We start from the raw sequence: 3863 nt of genomic DNA on the forward strand, positions 1-3863 counted from the left end.
GGCCCGGGCGGCCTCCGCCGCCGTGCGGTCCCGCTGCTTCCGGGGCAGGATCCGCGTGCCCGCGAAGCCCACGAACGCCGGGATCAGGCTCACGGCCACCAGCACGGCCAGCACGACCGCCCCGGCGGCGGCCAGCCCCATCTTCGTCAGGATCGGGATGTTCACCACGGACAGGCCCGCCAGGGCGATGATCACCGTGAGCCCGGCGAAGACGACGGCCGAGCCCGCGGTCCCGGTCGCGCGGCCGACGGCGTCGTAGGGCGCGTGGCCCTCGGTGAGTTCGGCCCGGTAGCGGGAGACGATGAACAGTGCGTAGTCGATGCCGACCGCCAGGCCGATCATGGTCGCCAGGATCGGCGTCGTGCTGTCGAGTTCGAGGACGCCGGTCAGCGCCGTGATGGCGGAGACGCTGATTCCCACGCCGATGAGGGCGGTGACCAGTGGAAGCCCCGCGGCGACCAGCGCGCCGAAGGTGATCAGCAGCACCACCGCGGCGACGGCCACACCGATCACCTCGGTGGTGCCGGTCTCCGGCATGGTCATCAACGCGTCCCCGCCGACCTCGACGGTCAGCCCCGCGTCGCGGCCCTGCTCGACGGCGTCCTCCAGGGCGGTGCGCGACCGCTCGGTCAGGTCGAGCGCGCTGGTGTCGTAGTTGATCTGGGCGTAGCCGATCGTGCCGTCGGGGCTGACCGCCCGGCCGCGGAACGGGTCGACGGCCTGCTGCACCTGCGACCCCTGGGCGATCTCGCCGACCACCTCGCTGACCGCGGCGCGGTTCTCCGGATCGGTGAGTTGTTCACCCTCCGGTGCCCGGAAGGCGACGCGGGCGGTGGCACCTTCCGGATTGGTGCCGGGGAAGCGTTCGTCCAGTAGTTCGAACGCCTGTTGGGCCTCCGTTCCGGGGATCGAGATCGAGGACGACGCGGACGAGGAACTGGTCGCGGCGGCGCCGCCCACGGCGGCGAGCAGCAACACCCATACCAGGGTGACCAGTCCGCGCCGCCGGAAAGCGAACCGGCCGAGCCGGTACAGCAACGTGGCCATGGACGAGGAACTCCCAGTTGTGTCGGTTGTGGAAGGGTGTGTCGGTCGTGGAAAGGTTCGTGTTGTTCGGTTCGTCGGGGGATCTCCCGGTGCTGCGGCGGTGGAGCGCCCGGAGGTCGGACGGTCAGGCGATGCCGAGTGCGGGAAAGACCACGGCCCGCAGATAGTTTTCCATGTACTCGGCGTCGGCCTCCCGGTTCTCGATCAGCCTGCGGATGCCGAACGCGCCGATGATCAGGTGCGGGAGGAACTCCCGTGCGGGGTTGTCCGGGGCCAGTTCGCCGCGCTCGACGGCTCTGGCGAGAACGGCGTCGAGCATGTCCAGGCCCGGGCGGATGTGCAGCTCGTACAGCGCCTGCCACAGGTCACGGTCCTTGGAGACGGCATGGGCCAGACCGTTGAGCAGCGCGGTGTCCTCGGTCGCGTGCATCAGGAACTCGGTGACCAGATGCCGCAGGTCGTCGGCCAGCGAGCCGGTGTCCACGTCGGTGAGTGGCTCGGCCAGGTGCCGCAGCGCGGTCGCCACCAACTTCGGCTTGCTCTCCCACTGCCGGTAGAGCGTCGCCTTGCTGGACCGGGTGCGCGCCGCGACCGCATCCATCGTCAGGGCCTCGTAGCCCTGTTCCCGGACGAGGTCCACCACGGTGGTGAACACCTCCCGCTCGCGCTCGGGCGTCAGCCGGGTACGGCGTGCCGGAGCGCCGGAGGTCTGCTCGGACATGCGCTGACTCCAGGAACGAAACCGTTTCGTACCGAGTCAGTCTAGAGCCACACGAAGCGAAACGCAAACGTATCGACACCCGGTCGTTTCGATCACTGCGTGACGTCGCACACGGTCGCTCACTCGCTGTCCGCCGGTCACCACCGTCGAGAGCACGCGCCGGGTACGGTGGGTGCTCAGCGGGCGAACAGGCCCACCAGGGTCCCCCGGGCCAGGGTGTGGTCGTCTGCGGCGGCGTGCACGTCGTCGGCGGTGGCCCCCTCGTCGAGGCCGAGCGGGCGGTCCACGGCGTAGAGCCGGAAGAAGTACCGGTGCGCCTCGTCGCCCACGGGTGGTTGCGGTCCGCCCCAGCCGAGGTCGCCGAAGCCGTTCCGGCCCGCCGTCGCGCCGGGCGGGAGGTCGTCCGTCCCGCCGATGCCGGTGGCCTCCGGTGGGATCTGGGTGACCACCCAGTGCCCGAACGTGCCGCCCGGGGCGTCCGGGTCCTCACAGACCAGCGCGAGCTCCTCGGTGCCGTCCGGCACGTGGGTCCACTCCAGCGGCGGTGCGGTGTCGCCACCCTGCCGGGAGTAGCGGTCCGGGATCAGCGTGCCGTCGGTGAAGGCCGGGCTGCGCAGCTCCAGTTCCGCCGCGATCGCCCGGGGCGGCTCGTCGATCGTGGGGTCGCCCCGGCTCATCCCCCGCCTGCCCTTCGGGCCTTCGGCCCGCTCGCCGCGTGGCTGCGCCATGGTGATCCTCCCCGGCCGCGGCCGGGCCCGGCAGGAAGGGTCCGGCGCCGGGCCGTCGGTCGTCCTGTCGGGGCGGTGTTTCCTGCCGACGTTCCCGCTGTCGTCGACGTTCCCGCCGTCGGCGTAAGCAAACCCCGACGCACTCACCGCACCACGACCGTCTCGGGGCCGCGCGGGACGAGTTCGCCGATCACGGGCGCGCCCGGCACCTCACCGGCCAGCAGCAACCCGCCGGAGGTCTGCGCGTCGGCCAGCAGCAGGGCGGTCGCGTCGTCCACCCCGGTCAGGTCGGTGTGCGGGCGCACCCAGTCGAGGTTGCGGCGGGTGCCACCGGAGACGTAGCCCTCCCGGACGGCGTCGCGGGCGGCGTCCAGCACCGGTACCGCCGCCGCGTCCACCACGGCCGTCACCCCGCTGGCCCGCGCCAGCTTGGCGAGGTGACCGAGCAGACCGAAGCCGGTGACGTCGGTGGCGCACCCGATCCCCGCGGCCGACGCGGCCCGCGCGGCGTCGGCGTTCAGCGTGGTCATCACGGCGATCGCCTCGTCGAAGGTCTCCCCGGTGGCCTTGTGCCGGGTGTTGAGCACCCCGACGCCGAGCGGCTTCGTCAGCGACAGCGGCTGTCCGGCCCGGCCGGTGTCGTTGCGCAGCAACCGGTCCGCCTCGGCCACCCCGGTCACCGCGAGGCCGTATTTCGGCTCGGGGTCGTCCACGCTGTGCCCGCCCGCGAGGTGGCAGCCCGCCTCGGCGCACACCGCGGCGCCGCCACGCAGTGTCTCGGCGGCCAGGTCGAACGGGAGGGTCTCGCGGGGCCAGCACAACAGGTTCACCGCGACCACGGGGGTGCCGCCCATCGCGTACACGTCGGACAGCGCGTTCGCCGCGGCGATCCGCCCCCAGTCGTACGGGTCGTCCACGACGGGGGTGAAGAAGTCGGTGGTGCTCACGATCGCGCGCTCGCCGTCGAGACGGACGGCCGCGGCGTCGTCCCCGTCGTCGAGTCCCACGAGCAGCTCCCCGGCGGGCCGGGCGGGACCGGTGCCGACCAGCCCGGACACGACCTGTTCGAGCTCCCCCGGCGGGATCTTGCACGCGCACCCGCCGCCGTGCGCGTACTGGGTGAGTCGGTACGCCATTCCGCCATCCTGCCCGAATCGCGCCTCCGCCGCGCGGTGTGCTGCACACGGTTCGTGCATTTGGCAGGATGTCGGTATGTCCCAGGGAGGCGCTTCCGGCCTGGTGACCGGCACGGTCTTCAAAACCGTTGAACGGCAGGCACTGTCGTTGGCGGGTTCGATTCCCGTTCGCCTCCGCGACGACGGCCGCGGCCCCCGGCGTGGCCCGCCCCCGTGGCCCGGGGCGCGGGC

Annotated in this window: 4 protein-coding genes and 1 tRNA gene; 1 reads left to right on the forward strand and 4 read right to left on the reverse strand. The window is 72.4% G+C overall.

Annotated features, from left to right (window positions below; all coding sequences use genetic code 11):
• The 4 genes from SACHA_RS0102400 to selD all read right to left on the reverse strand — a co-directional run.
• Nucleotides 1–1047: MMPL family transporter (locus SACHA_RS0102400; RefSeq protein WP_019806930.1), on the reverse strand; the 1047-nt coding region annotated here is incomplete at its 3' end.
• Between the two features lie 124 nt (nucleotides 1048–1171).
• Nucleotides 1172–1768 (reverse strand): TetR/AcrR family transcriptional regulator, encoded by a 597-nt coding sequence (locus SACHA_RS0102405; protein WP_019806931.1) that lies wholly within the window; start codon nucleotides 1766–1768, stop codon nucleotides 1172–1174.
• A gap of 176 nt (nucleotides 1769–1944) precedes the next feature.
• On the reverse strand, nucleotides 1945–2496 hold the full coding sequence (locus SACHA_RS0102410; protein ID WP_019806932.1) for a YbhB/YbcL family Raf kinase inhibitor-like protein: 552 nt from the start codon (nucleotides 2494–2496) through the stop codon (nucleotides 1945–1947).
• 143 nt (nucleotides 2497–2639) lie between these two features.
• Nucleotides 2640–3632 carry a selenide, water dikinase SelD gene (gene selD / locus SACHA_RS0102420; RefSeq protein ID WP_019806935.1) on the reverse strand — a complete coding sequence of 331 codons (993 nt, stop codon included), beginning with the start codon at nucleotides 3630–3632 and terminating at the stop codon, nucleotides 2640–2642.
• Between the two features lie 85 nt (nucleotides 3633–3717).
• On the opposite strand from selD, the gene SACHA_RS0102425 reads away from it, so the two are divergent.
• A tRNA-Sec gene (locus SACHA_RS0102425) sits at nucleotides 3718–3809 on the forward strand.
• The last annotated feature ends 54 nt before the right edge of the window (nucleotides 3810–3863 follow it).

It is taken from the genome of Saccharomonospora halophila 8, assembly GCF_000383775.1.
Taxonomy (GTDB): domain Bacteria; phylum Actinomycetota; class Actinomycetes; order Mycobacteriales; family Pseudonocardiaceae; genus Saccharomonospora; species Saccharomonospora halophila.